The sequence below is a fragment of the Leisingera coralii genome (assembly GCF_049056525.1).
Taxonomy (GTDB): domain Bacteria; phylum Pseudomonadota; class Alphaproteobacteria; order Rhodobacterales; family Rhodobacteraceae; genus Leisingera; species Leisingera coralii.
The window spans coordinates 160,337-177,501 of sequence record NZ_JBHUPT010000029.1 but is presented as its reverse complement, the minus strand read 5'-3'; the positions used below and the strand labels follow the sequence as shown (position 1 = coordinate 177,501).

The window sequence follows — 17,165 nt, the reverse complement described above, 5'->3', positions numbered from 1 at the left end:
CGATGACCAAACGCAAAACCGCCGCTGCGCATAACGCCAGCGGCGGTTCTGCGTTTGCAAAGCCTGGTTGCTGAAGCCGCAAGCCGGATAATCCGCGCCGGAAGGCCGGCTGCAAAGGCCCATGGACGCTGACCTCGCAAAATGCGGTAACTCCCCGGAAAACAGGCGGTAAAGCACCGGTCCCGGCGACGCGGAGTAGGAGTTTGTTAGAGACTGCATTCTAAAACTGGCCAGCAATAGACCTGCAATGAAGGCTCTGCTGAATATGTCCCGAATTCCTGCTTTTCTCTACCGTCTGCCCGTCCGGATCTACGCTCTGGCTGCTTTGGCCGTTCTGTTGTTTGCCATGCTGACAGCTTTCCTGCTGATCCGGGCAAATTCCGCCGAATACGCCAGCCGCGAACGCGAACTGCACCAGATTACCGATCTGGCCTTCAGCCAACTGGACGAATTGCAAAATCAGGTCGAGGCGGGCCAACTGGACGAGGCAACGGCGCGTGAGATGGGGCGCGCAACGCTCGACAGTTTGAGATTCGGCACCGCGGGTGATTTTCACGCCTTTGATTTTGATCTGGTGATCACCGCAAATGCCTTTCTGCCGGAGTGGGTGGGCACCCGCCAGCCCGATTTGACCGATGAAAACGGCGTCAAGATTTATCAGGAAATGCTCAAGATCGCCAAGGCCGAGGGCCAGGGCTCGCTGATCTATCATTTCGCCAACGCAAGCACCGGCGTGATCGAGGCCAAGATGGGTTACATCCGGGTCTACGAACCCTGGGGCTGGATCGTCGGCACCGGTGCCTATGTTTCGGATATCGAGGCCAACGTGCGGCAGAACATCATCACAACCGCGACCGCGCTGCTCGTGACCCTGGCGGTGCTGATGGTGGGGGCAACCCTGATCACCCGCAGTGTCACCGGACCGGTGAGCGCCTTGCGCGGGCGCATGCAGTCGATGGCCGACGGGGACACCGACAGCGCCATTCCGGCCACCACCAACAAGAGCGAAATCGGCGACATGGCCCGGACCCTGGACGTGTTCCGGAAGTCCTTGATCCGCCAGCAGGAACTGGAGGCGGCGCAGAAGGAACTCGACGAGAAGCGCAGCAAGGTGGTGTCGGCGCTCAGCGGCAAATTGTCCGCTCTGTCGCAGGGTGATCTGACGGTGCAGATCACCGAAGCCTTCCCCAAGGACTATGAACAGCTGCGCCAGGACTTCAACACCTCCGCCAGGAATCTGAGCGCTACCGTCGAGCAGGTGATCGCCGCGGCCGGCAGTATCCGCAGCGGCGCGGGCGAGATCAGCCAGGCGTCGAAAGACCTGTCCCACCGCACAGAAAGCCAGGCTGCAACCCTGGAGCAGACCGCCGCGGCGCTGGATGAGCTGACCGCCTCGGTGAAATCCGCCGCCGAGGGCGCCCGCAGCGTCGAGGCAACGATGGAGGACGCCAGGCACGAGGCCGAAACCAGCGGCGAAGTGGTGCAAAGCGCGGTCTCCGCGATGACCGAGATCGAACAGTCCTCCAGCCAGATCTCGCAGATCATCGGGGTGATCGACGACATCGCCTTCCAGACCAACCTGCTGGCCCTGAACGCAGGCGTCGAAGCGGCACGGGCAGGTGAAGCGGGCCGCGGCTTTGCGGTGGTGGCCTCGGAAGTGCGGGCGCTGGCGCAGCGGTCCTCGGACGCGGCGATGGAGATCAAGACCCTGATCAGCAACAGCTCCGGCCAGGTCGAGCGCGGCGTGGAACTGGTTGGCAAGGCGGGCGAAGCGCTGCAAAGCATCGTGTCGCAGGTCAGCCATATCTCCGGGCTGGTGTCCGGCATTGCCGAGGGCGCCGCCGAACAGTCGACCGGCCTGGCCGAGATTAACACCGGCGTCACCCAGCTGGACAAGGTGACCCAGCAGAACGCGGCCATGGTGGAGGAAGCCACTGCAGCCGGCCAGATGCTCGAGGAGGATGCCACCAGGCTGACCGGGCTGGTCGCCCACTTCAAGATCCCCGGCACCCGCGCGGCCGCCCCGGCTCAGGCCGCTGCGTCTCCGGCACAGGCCGCCCCGGCACCGACCGCGCATGGCCCCAGCAGCTGGGGCATCGAGGCCAAGCCGCAGCCGGCCGCGGTGGCAGAAGGCAATGCCGCCAGGGACCTGTGGCAGGATTTCTGATCCCTGGCGACAACCGAGACGAGAAAACACCCGGGGGTTCCTCCGGGTGTTTTCCGTTGCATTGGGCCAGACCGCGGCCCAAGGGGCGCCTGTGCGGCATTCCATTCAAAATGCGGCAAAAACTTCCGGAAAACCGGCATCAAAACTCCGGCAGGTCCTTGCAGGGTAGGGGTTTGTTAGAGACTGCCTCCTAAACAGGTCGGCAATAGACCTGCAATGAAGGCTCTGCAAATATGCCCCGAATACCCGCTTTTCTCTACCGTCTGCCCGTCCGCATCTATTCCCTGACGCTGCTCGCGCTTGGATTGACTGCTGTGCTCACTTTCGTGATGCTGAACCAGGCCGTGAACAACGCCTACGAGATGCGCTACAAGGAGCTGCACAATGTCACCGACGCGGCGGTCAGCCTGCTGCGCGACCTGGATGAAGGAACCAGGACCGGGCGGTTCACACCGGAACAGGCCCTCGACATCGGCCGCGAGCGGCTGACGGCGCTGCGCTTTGGCGAGTCCGGCTATGTGTTTGTCTTCGACCACGACCTGGTGGTTCAGGCGCATCCCACGGTGCCGGACTGGGTCGGCACCAACCAGGGTGCCTTTGAGGATGTGACCGGCATCAAGGTGTTCCAGGAGCTGGAGAAGATCGCGGCCTCCAAAGGCGCGGGCGAGCTGACCTATTACTTCAAAAAGCCGGGCTCCGAGGTGATCGAGGCAAAGGTCGGCTATGTGCAGGTCTTCGAGCCATTCGGCTGGATTGTCGGCACCGGCGCCTATGTCTCTGATATCGAAGCGGATGTTGCGGCCATGCGCAACAAGTCGCTGGCGGTTCTCGGCGGCGGCCTGCTGCTGCTGGCTGCGGCGGCCTTCTTCATCACCCGCAGCGTCACCGCCCCGCTGAACGGACTGAAGAACCGGATGACCGCACTGGCGGATGGCGACACCGAAAGCGGTATCCCCTCATCCGGCGCGCGCAGCGAACTGGGCGAAATTGCCCGGGCGGTGGACGTGTTCCGCCAGGCGCTGATCCGGCAGCAGGACATGGAGCAGGAGCAGCAGCAGCTCGACGCCACCCGCAGCAGCGTGGTGGAGGTGCTCAGCAGCAAGCTTTCGGACCTGTCGCAGGGCGATCTGACCGCCCAGATCACCGAAACCTTCCCGGCTGAATACGAGCAGCTGCGCCGCGACTTCAACAGCACCGCGCAAACCCTCAGCCAGACCGTGGAGCAGGTGATTGCCGCGGCTGACAGCATCCGCAGCGGCGCGGGCGAGATCAGCCAGGCCTCCGATGACCTGTCGCACCGCACCGAAAGCCAGGCTGCAACCCTGGAGCAGACCGCCGCCGCGCTGGATGAGCTGACCGCCTCGGTGAAATCCGCCGCCGAGGGCGCCCGCAGCGTCGAGGCGACGATGGAGGACGCCAAGCGCGAGGCCGAAACCAGCGGCGAAGTGGTGCAAAGCGCGGTCACCGCGATGACCGAGATCGAGCAGTCCTCCAGCCAGATCTCGCAGATCATCGGGGTGATTGACGACATCGCCTTCCAGACCAACCTGCTGGCCCTGAACGCGGGCGTCGAAGCGGCACGGGCAGGTGAAGCGGGCCGCGGCTTTGCGGTGGTGGCCTCGGAAGTGCGGGCGCTGGCGCAGCGCTCCTCGGACGCGGCGATGGAAATCAAGACCCTGATCAGCAACAGCACCGGCCAGGTCGAACGCGGCGTGGAGCTGGTCGGCAAGGCGGGCGAGGCGCTGCAAAGCATCGTGTCGCAGGTCAGTCATATCTCCGAGCTGGTGTCCGGCATCGCCGAAGGCGCCGCGGAACAGTCGACCGGCCTGGCCGAGATCAACACGGGCGTGACCCAGCTGGACCAGGTGACCCAGCAGAACGCAGCCATGGTCGAAGAATCCACCGCAGCCGGCCAGCTGCTGAAGGAGGATGCCACCAGGCTGACCGGTCTGGTCGCCCACTTCAAGATCCCCGGCACCCGCGCGGCCGCCCCGGCGAGGACTGCCCCGGCACAGGCGGCAGCACCGACCGCGCACGGCCCCAGCAGCTGGGACATCGAGGCCACGCCGCAGCCGGCCGCGGTGGCAGAAGGCAACGCCGCCAGGGATCTGTGGCAGGACTTCTGACCCATACGGCCAGCCGAAACAAAAACGCCCGGGGGAAACCCCGGGCGTTTTCTCTTTGCATTGGTCCGAAAGGATCAGCCGATGATCGCGTTCAGCGTCGCCGAAGGACGCATCACCTTGGCCTTCAGTTCAGCGCTGGGGTGGTAGTAGCCGCCGATGTTGGCTGCGCCGCCCTGTGCCGCGGCCAGTTCACCCAGAATCTGCTCTTCCTTGGCGGCCAGCTCTTCGGCGATCGGGGCAAAATGCGCCGCCAGCTCCGCGTCCCCGGTTTGCGCCGCCAGTGCCTCGGCCCAGTAGCGGGCGAACCAGTAGTGGCTGTCGCGGTTGTCCGGCTCACCCACCTTGCGCGAGGGCGAGCGGTTGTTGTCGAGGATGCCTTGGGTGGCGTCCTCTGCCGCGGCGCCCAGCACGCCGGCCTTCTTGTTGCCCTTGCTGTCGGCGAGGAAGTTCAGCGATTCCCCCAGCGCGCAGAATTCACCCATCGAATCCCAGCGCAGGTGGTTTTCCTCGACCAGCTGCTGCACGTGCTTGGGTGCAGAACCGCCGGCACCGGTCTCGAACAGGCCGCCGCCGTTCATCAGCTTGACGATCGACAGCATCTTGGCCGAGGTGCCCAGTTCCAGGATCGGGAACAGGTCGGTCAGGTAGTCCCGCAGCACGTTGCCGGTGATGGCGATGCTGTCCTCGCCCTTGGTGATGGTTTCCAGCGACTGGCGGGTGGCTTCGCGCGGCGCCAGGATCTGGAACTTGCCGGCAACGCCTGCGGCCTCCAGCGCGGGCTTCACGTATTTGATCAGCTCGGCGTCATGGGCGCGGTTTGCGTCCAGCCAGAAGATCGCCTCGGAGCCAGTCAGCCGCTGACGGTCCATCGCCAGCTGGATCCAGTTCTCGATCGGCGCCTTCCTGACGGTGCAGGAGCGCCAGATGTCGCCCGCTTCCACCTCATGCTCATGCAGCGTGTCGCCATTGGCCAGAACCACCCGGATGGTGCCGTCTGCGGGCGCCTCGAAGGTGGTGGGGTGGGAGCCGTATTCCTCAGCCTTCTGCGCCATCAGGCCGACGTTGGCGACGGCGCCGGCGGTGGCCGGGTTCAGCGCGCCGTTTTCCTTGAAGAACTTGATGGTCTCGTCATAGACCGGCGCATAGCAGTTGTCGGGGATCACGCAGTTGGTGTCGCCCTTGTTGCCGTTCTCGTCCCAGCCCTTGCCGCCGGCCCGGATCACCGCGGGCATCGAGGCGTCGATGATCACGTCGGAGGGCACGTGCAGGTTGGTGATGCCCTTGTCGCTGTCGACCATGTACATGGAGGGGCGCTCGGCGCGCACGGCGTCGATGGCAGCCATGATTTCCGGGTTGTCCTTGACCCGGTTCAACAGGTCGCCAAGGCCGGAGTTCGGATTGACGCCCAGGGCTTCCAGCTGCGGGCCGAACTGGTCGAACACCGGTGCCAGCCAGGCCTTGACCGCATGGCCGAAGATGATCGGGTCGGAGACCTTCATCATGGTGGCCTTCATGTGCAGCGAGAACATGGTGCCGTCTGCCTTGGTGTCCTCGATGGCGTCCTTCAGGAAGGCCGACAGCGCCTTGGCGGACATGAAGGTGGCGTCGGCCACGGTGCCCTCGGCCAGCGGCCAGCTGTCCTTCAGCACGGTGACGGAGCCGTCCTTGGCCACAAATTCGATCTTCGCGTCACCGGCCTGCGCGGCGGTGATGGTCGCGGATTTCTCGTTTGCATAGAAGTCGTTGCCCGGCATCGACGACACTTTGGTCTTGCTGTCCGCCGACCAGGTTCCCATCGAGTGCGGGTTCTTCTGGGCAAAGTTCTTGACCGCCTTGGCGGCGCGGCGGTCGGAGTTGCCTTCGCGCAGAACCGGGTTCACCGCCGAGCCCTTGATGGCGTCATAGCGGGCGCGGATGGCCTTTTCCTCGTCGGTCTTGGGCTCTTCCGGGTAGTTCGGAATGTCATAGCCCTGGCCCTGCAGCTCAGTGACGGCGGCCACCAGCTGCGGCACCGAGGCGGAGATGTTCGGGAGCTTGATGACATTGGCGTCCGGGGTCTTCACCAGCTCGCCCAGCTCTGCCAGGTCATCGCTCTGGCGCTGCGCCTCGGTCAGGTTTTCCGGGAAGGCGGCGAGGATGCGGCCTGCCAGCGAAATATCTTTGGTGCCGACAGAGACACCGGCGGCGGCGGCGAACTTGCGGATGATCGGCAGGAAAGATGCCGAGGCCAGTTCGGGCGCTTCGTCTACAATGGTATACAATATGTCCGGGGTTTGATTTTCTGCCATGTTCCACAACCTTTCAGCGATCTCGGAGGCTTTTGTGACGGCAGCGCGGACGGGCCGCGCCGGTGAGGGTATTCCGGTGCTGCCGATGCGGGGCCCGGGAAACCGGGCCGGAACCTGCTTTGGCAGCCATAGGTACGGCCCCCATGTAGAACACCATTGCTGCGGGTGCAATGGTTTGGCGCATCCGGCCCCCGCGCGGATTGCCGCGGCAGCGTCCCGGGGAGCGGGGCAGGGGCGCAGGGGCGGGGCGCTGCCCTGCAGGTCGGAAAGAAGAGGGGGCGCTGCCCCTCTTGGGCCTTTGGCCCAATTCACCCCGGAGTATTTGGGGAAAGATGAAAAAGGCGGCGTTACTCGCGCAGCTCGTCCGGGGCGACGCCCCAGAGCTTTTTCTTGGGGGCCCAGCCGCTGTAGCCGCCGGCCGAGATTTCGCACCAGCTGGTTTCGCATTCGCCGAGGCGGGCGACCACCCCCAGTTCAAAGGCGGCGGTGACCGGCGCGCGGGTGTCAGGGCGGGAATGCACGGTCAGCATGTCCTCTTCGACCAGCACGGTGCGCACGCCGGACAGAAGTGCGTAGTGCACCCAGCCGCCGGCGCCGTCGCGGTCCTGCACCCGGCGCCAGTGGCCGTATTCGGCGGTGATTTCCAGCGGCATGCCGCGGCGCTTGAACACCCAGTCGATCTTGTGGCTGAGCGAGGGCCCGCGGCGCACATTGCCCGTGGCGGCCTTCATCGAGACATAGCGGGGCAGGGGGAGGTTGGTGACCGGTCCGCGGGATTCGGCGGCGCAGACCGCGCCCGTCAGGGCCAAGGCTGCCGCCGCTGCCGCCAGATGGCGGATTGCCATTGCCGCTTGTCTCACTGCCTGTTCGCCTCTTCTTGCCCAGCCAGGTTGCGCCCAGCCTTTTGTTCCGGTCTTCTGCCCGTCTTCTTGTGCCCCTGCCGCCCGGCTAAATTTCCGGTTGCGGGCAAGGGAATGCGCTTGGGTTCTTGTGCCTCTTCGCATCCTGCGCCACGATGCCATGGAGGCGTGCGAATTGAAAAGCCCAAGGGAGAGCACAAGTGCCAAGAGACCGACTGAGTGTTGTCGTTACGCGACGGTTGCCGGAACCTGTGGAGACCCGGCTGAGCGAGCTGTTCAATGTGCGCCTGCGCGAGGATGACACGCCGATGACCCGGGCCGAGCTGGCCGCGGCGGTGAAGGACGCCGATGTGCTGGTGCCCACCGTCACCGACACCATTGATGCTGGGCTTCTGGGCCAGGCGGGCGACCGGCTCAAGCTGATTGCCAATTACGGCGCCGGCGTTGACCATATCGACGTGGCCACCGCCCGCCAGCGCGGCATCCTTGTGTCCAACACGCCTGGCGTGCTGACCGATGACACCGCCGACATGACCATGGCGCTGATCATGGCGGTGGTGCGGCGGATGCCCGAAGGGCAGGCGGTAATGCAGAAGGGCGACTGGAAGGGCTGGGCGCCAACTGCGTTTCTGGGCGGACGGATCGCCGGGCGCCGTCTTGGCATTCTGGGCATGGGCCGGATCGGCCAGGCGGTGGCCAAGCGTGCCGCGGCCTTTGGCATGCAGATCCATTACCACAACCGGCGCCGCCTGCGCCCGGAGATCGAGGAGAAGCTGGAGGCCACCTATTGGGAGAGCCTCGACCAGATGGTGGCCCGGATGGATGTGATCTCCGTGAACTGTCCCTCGACGCCCTCCACCTTCCACCTGATGAACGCGCGGCGGCTGAAGCTGATGAAACCCTCGGCGGTGATCATCAACACCTCGCGCGGCGAGGTGATTGACGAAATGGCGCTGACCCGGATGCTGCGCGCCGGGGAGATCGCGGGCGCGGGCCTCGACGTTTATGAGCACGGCACCGACATCAACCCGCGCCTGCGCGAGCTGCCGAATGTTGTGCTCTTGCCGCATATGGGCTCGGCCACCATCGAGGGCCGGATCGAGATGGGCGAGAAGGTGCTTTTGAACATCAAGACATTCGCGGACGGCCACCGCCCGCCGGATCAGGTGGTGCCGTCGATGCTGTAAGCGCACCGCAGCGTGGCTGGACATTTTAGGGAGGACTTTCATGAAGTATCTGATTCTGGCCACTGCCGCGTTTGCCGCGGGCTCCGCCGCCGCACAGGAGGCCTCGGACGCCGTTGCGCCCGAAGGGGCAACCGCTGGCACCTTTGAGGCGATTTCCCCTGAAGTGGCCGCGGCGCTGGAGGCCAAGGCCGCCGGGCAGCCTGTGGAAGCGGAAAACTGGATGGTTGCCGCCGCCAACCCGCATGCGGTGGAGGCCGGGGCCAAGGTCCTGCGCGCAGGCGGCACCGCGGCGGATGCGATGGTGGCGGTGCAGACCGTGCTGGGGCTGGTGGAGCCGCAATCCTCGGGCCTTGGCGGCGGCGCGTTTCTGGTCTGGTACGATGCTGCCACCGGCGAGGTGACAACGCTGGACGGGCGGGAGACCGCACCGCTGGCCGCGATGCCGACGCTGTTCCAGGATGAAAGCGGCGAGCCGTTGCAGTTCTTTGACGCGGTGGTCGGCGGCCGCTCTGTCGGCACCCCGGGCACACCGGCGCTGCTGGAGGCGGCGCACCGCCGCTGGGGGCAGGCCAACTGGCCGTCGCTGTTTGAACCGGCGATCCGGCTGGCAGAGGACGGCTTTGCCGTCTCGCCGCGCCTGGCCGGTCTGGTGGCAAGCGATGCCGAGCGGCTGGCACGGTTCCAGGCCACCGCCGCCTACTTCCTGCCGCAGGGAGAACCGGTCCAGGAAGGCGCGGTGCTGCTGAACCCGGACTATGCCGAAACCCTGCGGGCATTGGCCAAGGACGGGGCCGGGGCGTTTTACTCAGGGTCCATCGCCGCAGAGATCGTTCACGCCGTCAGCACTGCCGAGGGCAATCCCGGCGTGCTCTCGGCCACCGACCTTGCGCTGTATCAGGTCAAGGAACGCCCGGCGGTCTGTGTCGCCTACCGCGATTTCGAGGCCTGCGGCATGGGCCCGCCGTCCTCCGGTGCGCTCACAGTGGGGCAGATCCTGGGCATGCTGAATTCTTATGATCTGGCTGAGCTCGGGGCGGAAAGCGCCGAGGCCTGGCGGCTGATCGGCGATGCCTCGCGCCTCGCCTTTGCCGACCGCAGCCGCTACATGGCGGACAGCGACTATGTGCCGGTGCCCACCCATGGGCTGGTGGCGGCGGATTACCTGGCCAGCCGGGCGGAGCTGTTGCAGGGCGATGATGCGCTGCCCGAGGTGGCGCCGGGGTCGCCGGAGTTCGACCATGCGCTGCTGGCGGATGACGAGTCGATCGAGCTGCCCTCGACCTCGCATATCTCGATCGTGGACCGGTACGGCAATGTGCTGTCAATGACCACGACGATTGAAAACGCCTTTGGCTCGCGGCTGATGGCGGGAGGCTTCCTGTTGAACAACGAGCTGACGGACTTCTCTTTCCGTACCCACGCCAATGGCGTGCCGATTGCCAACCGGCTGGAGCCGGGCAAGCGGCCGCGCTCCTCGATGGCGCCGGCGATCGTGCTGCGCGAGGGCAAGCCGGTGCTGGCCATCGGCTCCCCCGGCGGCAGCCGCATCATCGGCTATGTGGCGAAATCCATCATCGCCTGGGCCGACTGGGGGCTGAACATCCAGGAGGCACTGGCGCTGCCGCATCTGGTCAACCGGTTCGGCACCTATGACCTGGAGGCAGGCACCAGCGCCGAAGGGCTGGGGGATGCACTGACCGGGATGGGATTTGAGGTGGAGGTCCGCGACCTGAACTCCGGCCTGCACGCGATCGAGATCGGCGAGGGGCTGAAGGGCGCCGCTGATCCGCGCCGCGAGGGGATCGCGCTGGGCGGGTAACACTCTCTTGCCTGGCGGCCACGCCGGGCTGCGGCGCCTCTACCCGCTACTGGGTATTGCCGCCCCGTAACTGCGGGGCGTAGGTTAACAGGTGAATGTTCCGGGCGTCATGCCCATCTTCCGGGGAGACCGATCATGGTGCAAGCCACCTCACTGCCGCGCAACGAGGCCGGGATCGCGGCCGCCATCGAGACCCTGAAACAGCGTTTCGGCGACCAGCTGCAAACCGGCCAGGCGATCTGCGAACAGCACGGCCACACCACCACCTGGATTACCAACCAGGCGCCCGATGCGGTGGTCTTCCCGACGTCCACCCAAGAGGTCTCGGAGATCGTCAAGGTCTGCGCGGAATACGGCGTTCCGGTCATTGCCTTCGGCACCGGCACCTCGCTGGAGGGCCATGTGAACGCCCCCGCAGGCGGCATCTGCATCGACATGATGCGGATGGACAAGATCATTGCGGTGCATGCCGAGGATCTGGACGTGGTGGTCCAGCCCGGCGTCACCCGGGAGCAGCTCAACACCTACCTGCGCGACCAGGGCCTGTTCTTCCCGATCGATCCCGGCGCCAATGCCTCGCTGGGCGGCATGGCGGCCACCCGCGCCTCCGGCACAAATGCGGTGCGCTATGGCACCATGAAGGACAATGTGTTCAGCTTAGAGGCGGTGATGGCCGACGGCGGTGTGATCCGCACCGCGCAGCGGGCCAAGAAATCCTCGGCCGGCTATGACCTGACCCGCCTTCTGGTGGGGTCCGAAGGCACCCTTGGCCTGATCACCGAGCTGACCCTGAAGCTGCAGGGCATCCCCGAGGCGATCCGCTCCGCCCGCTGCTCCTTCCGCTCCGTCGATGACGCCTGCCGCGCGGTGATGATGACCATCCAGTACGGCATTCCCGTCGCCCGGATCGAGCTGCTGGATGCGCTCAGCGTACGCGCCGCCAACGCCTATTCCGGCCTCGACCTGCCGGAGACGCCCTTGCTGCTGCTGGAATTCCATGGCTCGGACGCGGGCGTGGTGGAGCAGTCGGACATGTTCGCCTCCATCGCCGAGGAATTCGGCGGCTTCGATACCGCCGCGACCTCGACGCCGGAGGAACGCAGCAAGCTGTGGCAGGCGCGCCATGACATGTACTGGGCCTGCTTGCAGCTGCGCCCCTCTGCCAAGGGGATTTCCACCGACGTCTGCGTGCCGATCTCCAAGCTGGCGGAATGCGTTTCTGCTGCACGGGAAAAGGCCGAAAACATGGGGCTGCTGGCGCCGATGGTCGGCCATGTGGGCGACGGCAACTTCCACGCGCTGCTGCTCATCGACATGGACAGCGACGCGGAGCGGCAGAAGGCGGACGAATACATCGGCTGGCTCAACGAGATGGCGATCGCGATGGACGGCACCTGCACCGGCGAGCACGGCATCGGCCAGGGCAAGCGCCCCTATCTGCAGCAGGAGCTGGGCGCGGCGACCCGCTACATGGCCGCGGTCAAGGCCGCGCTGGACCCGGAGAACATCATGAACCCGGGCAAGATCCTGGAAATGTGACCCCGGCCCGGCACAAGCCGCAGGCGCTGGCCCGGCGCGGCTGGCCGCACGCTAATGGAAAACAGCAAGAATTGTGCATTCCGCTTCCGCTCCGCGATGCCTAGATCACTGGCAGGCAACACGAAGGGACGGCTTTCATGACCATCGGGCACTTTATCTGGACGGACCTCTCCACTTTCGACATGGCACTGGCGCGCAAGACTTATGCGGGCCTGTTCGGCTGGTCTTTCGGCGGGGATGCGGCGTATGACTTTGCCCGGGACGGTGCGGACACCGCCGCCGCGGTGTTTCCGATGCCGGAGTTTCTGGCGAAGATAAATATGCCCTCTTTCTGGATGTCCTATGTCCATGTCGAGGATCTGGACGCCAGGGTCGAAGCCGCCCGCCGCCACGAGGGCGCCATCATCGAGATCGAGCCGCAACCCTTTGATGAACACAGCCGCATCGCCCTGGTGCGCGATCCCTCCGGCGCCGGTTTCACCCTGGTGGAGGGCAGCAGCCTCACCCCGCCCGCCGGGCCGCCGCATCCCGGCCATGTGCTGCGCCGCTATCACCATGTGCCGGACATTTCCCTGATTGAAGGGTTCTACAAGGACCTGTTCGGCTGGACCTTTCACAAGGCCGCGGAGGCCCCCTGGCCGGTCTTTGATATCCGCCACCCGGACGGCAGCCTGGTGGCGGTTGCCGAGGAGGTGCCGGAAGAGATCCGCGGCAAGTTCCGCTACTGGATGCCTTGCTTTGCGGTGCGCTCCCTGGCGCAGGCCAGGGACGAACTGGCGGCGCTGGGCGGCGAGGTGACGGTGGACCTGCAGGATGGCCGCCTGATGGCCGCCGACCCGCAAGGCGCCGCCTTCATGATGCAGGCGCTGGGGCCGGAAGAGGCGGCACAGGCGGCAAACGGCGGCAGCGGCCTGCCGTGGAAAGCCGCGCTGGGCCTGATCTGCATCTGGCTGGCGGTGGTGCTGGACCTTGCGCTGTTCTGGGGCGTGCTGTTCCTGCTGTGGAGCTGGCCCGCGCTGCGCACGGGGCGCGCCGATTTCATCGAACCGGTCCGCCGCAGCACCCATCCGCTGCTGTTCTGGGGGCTGACCGGCACCTGGATCGGGCTGAGCCTCTGGGTGATCGCCGGGGCGCTGGCGGCGTTGTAGCCCATGCCCGTAGCAGGCTGCCGCAGAGGGCAGGATATTGAGTATTTGGGCAAAGAAGAAGCGCAGCCCTCTCTTCTTCTTTGTAAAAATACTCATTGTGCAACCAGCGCGCCAAGGCTCTGCAGGGGTGTTGCACACCTCGCGCACGCCTGTCTCACTGCATCTTAAGCCCGGTCTGCCATGATGGCTCCTGATCGCGGTCACCGCTGGGCCTGACACCCCCGGCATCCAGGAACAGGGCCCTGTGGCAAGGGTACGCAGAGACAACGTTCAGCGTGCGGGAGGAACCTCCCGTCCCGCCTCCGCCTCTTGGCGGCGCCGCCAATCCTTACCGCTGGCAATCAGCTCTCAAGGAACAGCACAGGCAGAACGCAACAGCAGCCGGCCGGGCAGGAGCCCGGGCCGGATAGGCGCAATTGCACGGAACTCTTCCCCGAAAAACCGGAAAGCTGCCGCAATTCTGCGCCAGGTCCTGATTTGGGATGAACACGGAGCATTCCCGCGGAACCGGAGGGCAGCATGGGACTGAGAAAAGCGATGGGCATCCTGGTGTTCAGCACTCAGGCGGTGATCGGATATGACTACTTTATCCAGACACGCGACGCGAACCTCAGCTGGGGCGATCTCAGCGCCACCGACTATGGCACCATCGTCCAGGAACGGTTTGCCCGCGCCCGGGCCCGGGAGGCAACCCGCCTGGCTGACGGCGGCGGAACGTCGGTCTGGGGTGAGGCTGCCAGCTATGGCAAGCGCCTGTTCTCGGGCGGCGAGCAGGTCGCGGAAGCGCCGGGCGCAGAAGAGGCGCCGCCGCCGGTCTGCATCCGCCGCGGCAATGTGGCGGACTGCTGACAGGGGGCAGGACAGCCTGAAATGGGACCATCAGGGGGCGCGAGCCCCCTTTTTGCTGCGCAGAAAAACGCCATTGCCGTCAAATCCGCTGCCAGAATCCGGTATGCTGTGGCGCGCAAGGTCGGTTTTGGCTGTTTTTGCGTCGGCCTGATTTTGCGCGGATTTCAATGCGCGGGCATAACCACTGCCAAGAATCTCACAAAGCTGGAGAGCGGGAGAATGAAAACCCAAGTCAAAGCACTTGTTGTTGGCGGCGGCGCCGTCGGCACCTCGATTGCCTATCACCTGGCCAAGGCCGGCTGGGAGGACGTCATGCTGATCGAGCGTGACGAGCTGACCTCCGGCTCGACCTGGCACGCAGCCGGCCTGCTGCCGCTGTTCAACATGTCCTATGCGACCACCCACATCCACAAGTACTCGGTCGATTTCTACAAGACCCTGGAAGAGGAAACCGGCCTGAACGCAGGTTTCGCCGTGGTCGGCAACCTGCGCATGGCGCAGACCCAGGAGCGCATGGACGAGTACATGCTCTATGCCTCCACCGCAGAAACCTGCGACGTGAAATACGAGTGGCTGACCCCGGAGCAGATCAAGGAGCGCTGGCCGCTGATCGAGACCTCCGATCTGAAGGGCGCGATCTACCACACCGAGGACGGCTACATTAACCCGGCCGACGTGACCCAGGCGATGGCCAAGGGCGCCCGTCAGCGCGGCGTCGAGATCGTCCGCAAGCTGCAGGCCGATGCCTTCCACTGGACCGGCACCCACTGGGAAGTCACCTGCACCAAGATGGTCGAAAAAGGCGGCAACCTGGTTCCCTCCGACGAGCAGGTGGTGATCACCGCCGAGCACGTCGTGACCGCGTCGGGCAACCACGCGCAGCGCACCGCCAAGATGCTGGGCATCAAGATGCCGGCAATCCCGGTCGAGCACACCTTCATCGTCATGGACAAGGACCCCGAGCTGGTCAAATGGCGCGAAGCAGGCAACCCCGAGCACCCCGTTGTGCGCGACGCCGACAACGAATCCTATGCCCGCGAAGAGCGCGGCGGCTGGATCCTGGGCATCTACGAGCGCGGCGCGCCCGCACAGTTCGAGCACGGCGTGCCGGACAGCTTCCGCGCCGACCTGTTCCCGCTGGATCTGGACCGGATCGCCGAGCAGTACATGGCGATGGCAGAGCGCGTTCCGTCCTGCGCCGAGAGCGGCCTCAAGGACGACTTCAACGGCCCGATCTGCTACACCCCCGACGGCAACCCGCTGGTCGGCCCGGCCCCGGGCCTGCGCAACATGTGGCTGGCAGAAGGTTTCTCCTTCGGCATCACCGCCGCAGGCGGCACCGGCTACTACCTGGCGCAGATGATGGTGGACGGCGAGGCCGAGATCGACATGGCGTCGCTCGACCCCAAGCGTTACTCCTCCAACTGGATGACCACCGAGTTCGCGGCCCGCAAGAACGAAGAGTGCTATGAGCACGTCTACATCCTGCACCACCCGGACGAAGAGCGCGAAGCCTGCCGTCCGCTGCGCACCGCACCGGCCTACGACCGCCAGAAGGCCCGCGGCGCACAGTTCGGCTGGGTCAACGGCTGGGAACGCCCGAACTACTACGGTCCGCTGGACGCGCCGGCAAACTTCGACCACGACGCCCGCTCCTTCCGCCGCGGCGGCTGGTGGCAGTATGCCGTGGAAGAGGCGAAGGCCGTTCGTGAAGGCGTTGGCCTGATCGACGCAACCGCCTTCACCAAGCATGTCGTCAAAGGCCCCGGTGCCACCCAGTTCCTGGACTGGTTCACCTGCAACAAACTGCCCAAGGTCGGCCGCATCAACCTGACCTACGCGCTGACCGTTGCCGGCACCACCCGCACCGAATACACCATCGTCCGCAACGGCGAGAACAACTACTATCTGGTCTCCGCCGGCGCTTGGTCCGAATATGACGCGGACTTCCTGCGCAAAGCGGCCGAAGACAAGATGGAAGAGTTCGGCTACATCGAGATCCAGGACGTGACCAGCCAGTGGGGCGTTTTCGCCATCGCAGGCCCCAAGTCCCGCGATGTGCTGAAAGAGGTGATCGTCGACGCCGATCCGGAAACCGCGCTGTCCAACAAGCGCTTCCCCTGGCTGTCGGCCAAGCAGATCGAACTGGGCATGTGCCCGGTCAATGCGATCCGCGTTGCCTACACCGGTGAACTGGGCTGGGAACTGCATCACCCGATCGAGATGCAGAACTACCTGTTCGACCTGCTGGAGAAAGCCGGCGAGAAGCACGGCATGAAGCTGGTCGGCGCCCGCGCCCAGAACTGGCTGCGCCAGGAGAAGTCCTACCGCGCCTTCGGCAACGAGCTGGGCCGCGACGCGACCCCGCTGGAAGCCGACCTGCCGCGCTTTGTCGACCTGTCGAAAGACTTCCACGGCAAGGCCAAGCTGGAAGAGACCGGCGTGCGCGTGAAGTGCTGCACCCTGCTGATCGACGGACCGAGCGACGCCGATCCCTGGGGCCGCGAGGCGCTCTATGCCGCAGACGGCACCCGTGTGGGCCGCCTGACCTCCGGCGGTTACTCGGTGGCCTTCGAGAAATCCATCGGCATGGGCTATGTAAAGCCTGAGTACGCGGTGGAAGGCACCAAGCTGCAGGTCAAGATCCAGGACAAGCTGTGGGATGCGGTCGTGACCTGCGACAGCCCCTACGATCCGAAGAACGAAGTCATCCGGAAAGACGGCTAAGGTCTGACGGAAGAAACAAGGAAGCCCCGGCCAAAGTGCCGGGGCTTTTTTTATTGGGGCAAGTCGTCGTTGGAGCGTGGACGCGCCGTTCCTTTCGCCGCGCGTTGCTTAAAAAGATGTTGCCTGTATTTATTTGGGGGATGGATCAAACGGCCTCATGGTATCAATCGTAAAAGCTTCTGCTTGCGCAATACGTGCCTATTGATCGTGACATACTGCACGTTGTTATCGGGCTCGTGCTGACCTTCGCGGCGATCCTTTTGTCGGGGAGACCGGTTCGCGTGAAGCCCTTTCTGGGAGCATTTGCAGTCGCCTGTCTACTGGGAGCGGCTATGGAAATACTCGACAGAATGGATGATTTGCAGACGCTAGGTGCTTAGCGTTGGAAGGCAAGCGTAGCGGATTTTGCACGCACAGCCGCTGTTCCGTTTGCGGGCTTGGTTGCAGTCCTCATA

Annotated in this window: 10 protein-coding genes; 8 read left to right on the top strand and 2 right to left on the bottom strand. The window is 65.0% G+C overall.

The window, feature by feature from the left end; translation table 11 throughout:
- The first annotated feature begins 265 nt into the window (after positions 1-265).
- Together ACFMBG_RS11595 and ACFMBG_RS11590 are read left to right on the top strand one after the other, a co-directional pair.
- Positions 266-2,167, top strand: coding sequence for a methyl-accepting chemotaxis protein (locus tag ACFMBG_RS11595; protein ID WP_421054854.1), 1,902 nt, complete (start codon positions 266-268; stop codon positions 2,165-2,167).
- A 233-nt stretch (positions 2,168-2,400) separates the two neighbouring features.
- The gene (locus tag ACFMBG_RS11590) at positions 2,401-4,293 is read left to right on the top strand and encodes a methyl-accepting chemotaxis protein (RefSeq protein WP_421054853.1); all 1,893 of its coding nucleotides are present in this window, start codon (positions 2,401-2,403) and stop codon (positions 4,291-4,293) included.
- 74 nt (positions 4,294-4,367) lie between these two features.
- On the opposite strand, the gene ACFMBG_RS11585 is transcribed toward ACFMBG_RS11590, so the two are convergent.
- Both ACFMBG_RS11585 and ACFMBG_RS11580 read right to left on the bottom strand, forming a co-directional pair.
- Positions 4,368-6,581, bottom strand: coding sequence for an NADP-dependent isocitrate dehydrogenase (locus tag ACFMBG_RS11585; protein WP_421054852.1), 2,214 nt, complete (start codon positions 6,579-6,581; stop codon positions 4,368-4,370).
- A gap of 347 nt (positions 6,582-6,928) precedes the next feature.
- Positions 6,929-7,426: an SH3 domain-containing protein gene (locus tag ACFMBG_RS11580; protein WP_421054851.1), complete on the bottom strand. Its 498-nt coding sequence runs from the start codon at positions 7,424-7,426 to the stop codon at positions 6,929-6,931.
- A gap of 215 nt (positions 7,427-7,641) precedes the next feature.
- Between ACFMBG_RS11580 and ACFMBG_RS11575 the strand changes: the two genes are divergently transcribed.
- From ACFMBG_RS11575 to ACFMBG_RS11550, 6 genes are all read left to right on the top strand, one after another.
- On the top strand, positions 7,642-8,628 hold the full coding sequence (locus tag ACFMBG_RS11575) for a 2-hydroxyacid dehydrogenase (RefSeq protein ID WP_421054850.1): 987 nt from the start codon (positions 7,642-7,644) through the stop codon (positions 8,626-8,628).
- A gap of 40 nt (positions 8,629-8,668) precedes the next feature.
- Complete coding sequence (gene ggt / locus ACFMBG_RS11570; RefSeq protein WP_421054849.1) at positions 8,669-10,447, top strand: gamma-glutamyltransferase; 1,779 nt, start codon at positions 8,669-8,671, stop codon at positions 10,445-10,447.
- Positions 10,448-10,582: 135 nt separating this feature from the next.
- Positions 10,583-11,986 (top strand): FAD-binding oxidoreductase, encoded by a 1,404-nt coding sequence (locus ACFMBG_RS11565; RefSeq protein WP_421054848.1) that lies wholly within the window; start codon positions 10,583-10,585, stop codon positions 11,984-11,986.
- A 137-nt stretch (positions 11,987-12,123) separates the two neighbouring features.
- On the top strand, positions 12,124-13,134 hold the full coding sequence (locus ACFMBG_RS11560; protein ID WP_421054847.1) for a VOC family protein: 1,011 nt from the start codon (positions 12,124-12,126) through the stop codon (positions 13,132-13,134).
- 519 nt (positions 13,135-13,653) lie between these two features.
- Entirely contained in the window at positions 13,654-13,983 is a 330-nt protein-coding gene (locus ACFMBG_RS11555) for a hypothetical protein (protein WP_421054846.1), read from the top strand.
- 219 nt (positions 13,984-14,202) lie between these two features.
- Positions 14,203-16,710 carry a GcvT family protein gene (locus tag ACFMBG_RS11550; RefSeq protein ID WP_421054845.1) on the top strand — a complete coding sequence of 836 codons (2,508 nt, stop codon included), beginning with the start codon at positions 14,203-14,205 and terminating at the stop codon, positions 16,708-16,710.
- Positions 16,711-17,165 lie beyond the last annotated feature (455 nt).